We start from the raw sequence: 5,320 nt of genomic DNA on the forward strand, positions 1-5,320 counted from the left end.
TTCAAAAATCCTAATACGACTTGCGAAGTCCTGCGTGTGGACGATTCTTATCCTGGAGAAGGCAAAGCGAAGGATGGTCATTCCTTGCATGGTTATGAGATCATTTCAGCTGCCGAAGCCTTGAACTCCGCGTCAAGAAAAGAACTTTCTTCAATTATAGAAGATCATGACACCTATTTGCGTAACGCCATTCCGATGGATTGTCTCTTTCGACCGGGGGTAGCCTTTCGTTTTAGTGACCAACAGAATCAGGTCGATCTACTTATCTGTTTCAGTTGCAATGAATTGAGGTACTATCTGAATGGAAGGGTTGTTGGCCAAAGTTATTTCAAATCTCAAAATCTGCGTTCGTTAGTCCAGCAACTGTTTCCCGAAGATGAGAAAATTCAAAAGCTCTAAATAACCCGCGTTTTGAATCCAAACGAAAAATTTTATTATGAATGAAATCTTGTATCTCCTCTCCCTTGGATTATTTCTGACTTAGCCATTAATCTTATTAATTTACAGGTTTAAGAATCAAAAACCAGCTTGGTGGCTTTTATTACTCTTACTCGTAGGCATGGGATGGGTTTTCATTTATGGGACTTTTATATTCTACCATCAACACATCGCGGATCTTATGGCTCAAAATAAAGAACCGCCCAAAGGATTGGACAGCGATGGTGCCTCGGGATTAGCCACCATGTTTTTCGGTTGGCTACTTGCCTTTATATATAGCCTGCCTTGGTTTGGTATTTATTCATTGGGCACACTTGCAAAAAGTAGAGGCTTATAAGTAAAAGTAATTAAATCTATTTTTAATATTTACACTTTCTTATTCTATCCTAACCTTAAAACTTATCCATTCAAAATCCTCCTTACCTCCACATGCCATGACCTGCTTACAATCGTTTTGTTCCTCTTTTCAGCTTTGTTTTGTAATAATTCTTTCCACCATCTTCGTAAACCCAAAGTTAAACGCTTCCACAAATCCAGGGTCTGACAAGGAACGTTTTGAAGAAGTTGCTGACCAACTTGATTTGGGTGGCGTTCTTTACGGATATGTCAGCGTAGATGGGGACCTCTCCGGCTTAGCCAAGTTTGTGAACTCCTTCATGTCTGGAATGAAGGAAATTGATAAGGGTGTAAGTGCCCATATACCAGATGTTGATATTGAAGCCCTGATGCAAATTTCCGGTTTGGATTCAATTTCCGCATTGGGGCTGAGTTCCATTCAATTAGAGGAAGGATTTCGCAACAAAGTTTATCTTCATGCCCCGAACGGTGTGAGGGGATTTCTCTCCATGTTTGGCGACGAAGCGAAACCGTTTGAAGTTCTACAGCTTGCTCCTTCAGGTGCCGATATAGTGATCCAGCAGGATATCAAACTAAAAACTTTTTATAATGAAGTAGTTATGGGCGTGCTTGGCGGATCGCCTGAGCAGGGCGGAAAGATGCCTCTGGGACCGCAAGGTATGATGATGAAAATGATGGTAGATGGCATGATGAAACAACCATTGCCTCCTCCTCTCACTTTTACCGGTGAAAAAATAATCAAGGACCTGGATACCAATATCATGGTCATTATTGATGCTGATCCTTCGAAGATGATTCGTGTGGAAAACAAGGATTTGGCCATGCCTCAAATTCATGGTGCTATTCTAGTCGATAATTTGGGATGGTTAGCTGGGAATTTGATAAAATTGTTAGAGGCGGAAATGGCCGAAGGCGGAAAGGGAGTGCCTCCTTTTGAAGTTATTGATAATGCAAACTGGATAGGCTTGAAGCTTTCTATCGAATCTGAAGCTTTTTCTAAAAGAGACCGTAAGGAAATTAAACAATTCGGTTTGCAGAATGCCATGATTGCACACCATCGCCCAAGTGGAAAATTGATTGCCACCACTAGCAAAGAATTTGCGGCAGGTCTCTTTTCCAAAAAGCCAAAGCTTGCGTCTGACCCTGTTTTCCTTGCCAAGACCAAAGGACTTCCTAAGCAGGGCACTGCCATTTCATATTTATCCCCTGTTTTGATGACGGAGTTAAGAAAGTTTATCAAAGAAGCGATTGAAGTCGAAAACCCACCTGAAAAAGAACATAAAAGAGATGATCGTTTTGCGGCTCTATCGATGCTCGATTTTTTTCTTCCGGAAGGTGCACTTGGTGAAGCGATGGTCACAACACCGACCGAAGATGGCCTTCTTTCCGTTGGAAATTCCGCTTATTCTCACAAATCAAAAATTCTCATGGGAGCGGCAGTACCGAGTCTGGTTGGTGTGGCTATGTTTACTATTGGGCAACAAGTGGACAGAATGATTCAACCTTATGAGGCATTTGAAGATTTGGAAATTCCCAAGACTGTCCCTCACAATCATGAGCACAAAAATATTCCTGAGAAGCCTTGAATAGTGAATAGTTAGGAAATTTTTTAATATATTTTATAAAATAACATGAAAACTATCTATTTAATTCTCAATGTTAGCTTACTAATAACTTCTCACAATCAACTTTTAGCAATATCGGATCCTGATGGAAAATCAGCAGATATGTCCAGACCGGTTCAGGTCTTTATTATCATGGGGCAGTCTAACACTTTGGAAATGGGTAAGGTTAAAGGGGACAAGGAAGGTTCTTTGGAGTATGCAGTAAAGAAGGAAAAACTTTACCCTTTTATGGTGGATGAAGCGGGTGTTTGGACAAGCCGCAAGGATGTGCGCAATGTTCATACTCAGGGAAGCGGAGGACCTGATGGTCGCGGAGGCGTACGACGAAACGATTGGCTGACAGTTTCGAGTAGCAAAATTGGAATTGAGCAGGGCATTGGGCATCAACTTGGAAATGCGTATGACGAACCGATTTTGATCCTTAAAAGTTCGATCGGAAACCGAAGCCTTGGATGGGACTTGCTGCCTCCGGGTAGTCCAAGGCATGAGGTTGAGACCACGGATAAGAAAACGGGGAAAAAAGTTACTTTGGTGACGCCTGCTCATAACGATGAAGTCCGGCATCCAAGCTGGACCAAAGGCGATACGCCGGAGCCTCCTAGTCATACTTGGCATGCTGGACTTCAATACTTGGGGGATGTCGCCAGGGCCAAAAAAGTATTGTCTGAATTGGATAAGCATTACCCCGGAGCGACGAAGTATGAGGTCGCAGGATTTCTTTGGTGGCAGGGTGATAAAGACCGCTACAACGAAGCTCATTCCACAGTTTATGGTAAAAACTTGAAGCAACTTTTTAAAGAATTGCGTAAAGAATTTAATGCTCCGAAAGCGAAAATGGTGGTGGCCACTCTGGGTCAAACTAAAAAAGAAACCGCAACCGGAAATGAGAAGCTAATTCTCGACGGAATGTTTGCTTTTGGAGATTCGCATAAGGGTGAAGTCGCTGTGGTGTACACTAACCCAATCAGCATGGGCTCCTCTTCCAATGCTCATTATGGAGGAAATGCCAAGACCTACATGAATGTCGGACTGCTCATGGGGAATGCGATGGTTGCACTATTGAAAAAATGAATATCTTCCTATGTAGAAAAGATTTTTTCTATCTAGTAACTTTCGCAACAATTCAGTTTTTTTCCGCTCCTTTGTCTCAGGCTGCAAAAGCACCTTCTTCCAAGCAACAGTTAGAGAGCATTGCCACTCATATTGTGGTCGGTAAGGTACAAGCGATTTATTCTTACAAGGAGCGGGAAGGGATTCCATTGGTAAGCGGTTACGAATATGATCATAAGGTGGCGGAGGTGAAAGTTGAAAAAGTGGAGAAGGGCAAGATTTCAGAAAGCTTGGTATATGTTCGTTATTGGAGCCGCAAATGGAAAGGCATTGGCTTTCAACCACCCGGAGGGCAATCTTTCTATCCACAGCCTAAAAAGGGGCAGTTATGTCGATTTTATTTAGCGAAAAATTCCTACGATGGGCTGTCGCATAAAGACAACCAAGACGGGGGGTACAATGTTGTTTATGTAAACGGCGTTCAACCGATCAAAAAATAAATATTGTTGTTCTCTATCTTGAAACTCGACCAATAGGGCAAACCTGTTTTCCCTAAAGCGATATGAAATTTAAGATTCTGGGATTTCTTCTATCTGCCGCTTTCAATCTGCTTGGTTTCTCGGAGCGGCCCAATATTGTCTTTTTCATTGCCGATGATGTATCGCAGGATGATTTCGGATGCTACGGACATCCGGTAATCAAGACCCCACATATTGATTCACTGTCTGCCAATGGTATGCGTTTTGATAATGCTTATCTTACCACAAGCAGTTGCAGTCCGTCCCGATGCAGTATCATTACGGGCCGTTATCCCCATAATACTGGAGCTCCTGAATTGCATGTCCGGTTACCACAGCAGCAAGTCCGCTTTCCAGAACTATTGCGTGAGGCTGGTTATTACACCGTCCTCTCGGGAAAGAATCATATGTTTGCAAATAAGGACAGAGCCTTCGACCGAATCACCGGCGGCGGTGGGCCCGGGAAGGAAGAGGATTGGCTCGGTCATGTACAGGATCGCCCTAAAGATAAACCTTTCTTTTTTTGGTTTGCCTCGACCGATGCCCATCGTGCCTGGAGTATTACCAAAGAAGCACCCAAGTATGATCCTGAGGATGTGATTATCCCTCCGTACCTGGTCGATACACTGGTTACTCGTGAGGACCTGACGGGATACTATCATGAAGTCAGCCGTTTTGATTATTACATCGGGTTGGTGACTGCTGAGCTTAAGAAACAGGGTGTTCTTGAAAATACCATGATCGTAGTTGCCGCAGATAATGGCCGTCCTTTTCCCCGTTGCAAATCACGTATGTATGACAGTGGAATAAAGACGCCGTGGGTGGTCCATTTTCCTGAGGTTATTAAAAGTCCCTCGGTTACCCAGAGTTTGATCAGCGTTATCGATCTGAGTGCCACCTGCCTGGAGCTTGCCGGCGTGAAGTCTCCGGAGTGTGTGCAGGGACGAAGCTTTCTGCCTATTTTTAAAAAGCCGGAAACAGCCATAAGGGAAGTGGTTTTTGCTGAACATAATTGGCATGTTTACAGAAATCATGAGCGTATGGTTCGCTTTGGAGATTACCTATACATTAAGAACAATTTTCCTAATCAGCCCAACCTTTGTTATGAATCAGATGATCACTACCCTGCAGGTGAGGAACTGTGGAAAGCACATGCCGCTGGCAAGACTCAGCCGGACCAGCAACAAGTTTTCGCCAATCCGTGTCCAACCGAAGAACTCTTTCAGGTTAAAAAGGATCCTCATCAGTTACGCAATCTCGTCTCGGATGAAAAACATCAAAAGGCCCTGAAGCGGGCCCGTGCACTCTTGTCAAAATGGACTAAGCAAACCG

General features: G+C 43.6%; 6 protein-coding genes. All 6 read left to right on the forward strand.

Annotated features, from left to right (window positions below):
- On the forward strand, positions 1 to 399 hold a 399-nt coding region (locus ACKPQ5_RS04855; RefSeq protein WP_407677976.1), incomplete at its 5' end, for a hypothetical protein.
- Between the two features lie 160 nt (positions 400 to 559).
- Positions 560 to 775 carry a hypothetical protein gene (locus tag ACKPQ5_RS04860; RefSeq protein WP_407677977.1) on the forward strand — a complete coding sequence of 72 codons (216 nt, stop codon included), beginning with the start codon at positions 560 to 562 and terminating at the stop codon, positions 773 to 775.
- 97 nt (positions 776 to 872) lie between these two features.
- Positions 873 to 2,381 carry a hypothetical protein gene (locus tag ACKPQ5_RS04865; RefSeq protein ID WP_407677978.1) on the forward strand — a complete coding sequence of 503 codons (1,509 nt, stop codon included), beginning with the start codon at positions 873 to 875 and terminating at the stop codon, positions 2,379 to 2,381.
- A gap of 45 nt (positions 2,382 to 2,426) precedes the next feature.
- Complete coding sequence (locus tag ACKPQ5_RS04870; RefSeq protein WP_407677979.1) at positions 2,427 to 3,491, forward strand: sialate O-acetylesterase; 1,065 nt, start codon at positions 2,427 to 2,429, stop codon at positions 3,489 to 3,491.
- The gene (locus ACKPQ5_RS04875) at positions 3,488 to 3,970 is read left to right on the forward strand and encodes a hypothetical protein (protein WP_407677980.1); all 483 of its coding nucleotides are present in this window, start codon (positions 3,488 to 3,490) and stop codon (positions 3,968 to 3,970) included. Before ACKPQ5_RS04870 ends, ACKPQ5_RS04875 begins: the two co-directional genes overlap by 4 nt.
- A 62-nt stretch (positions 3,971 to 4,032) precedes the next feature.
- Positions 4,033 to 5,320, forward strand: a 1,288-nt coding sequence (locus ACKPQ5_RS04880) for a sulfatase family protein (RefSeq protein WP_407677981.1), incomplete at its 3' end; no start/stop codon positions are given.

The organism is Candidatus Seribacter sulfatis, assembly GCF_964187635.1.
In the GTDB taxonomy this organism is placed as follows: Bacteria; Verrucomicrobiota; Verrucomicrobiia; order Opitutales; family Seribacteraceae; genus Seribacter; species Seribacter sulfatis.

Coding starts and splice junctions, on each gene's coding strand:
- ACKPQ5_RS04860 (WP_407677977.1), top strand. CDS start 560: ATGGGATGGGTTTTCATTTATGGGACTTTTATATTCTACCATCAACAC.
- ACKPQ5_RS04865 (WP_407677978.1), top strand. CDS start 873: ATGACCTGCTTACAATCGTTTTGTTCCTCTTTTCAGCTTTGTTTTGTA.
- ACKPQ5_RS04870 (WP_407677979.1), top strand. CDS start 2,427: ATGAAAACTATCTATTTAATTCTCAATGTTAGCTTACTAATAACTTCT.
- ACKPQ5_RS04875 (WP_407677980.1), top strand. CDS start 3,488: ATGAATATCTTCCTATGTAGAAAAGATTTTTTCTATCTAGTAACTTTC.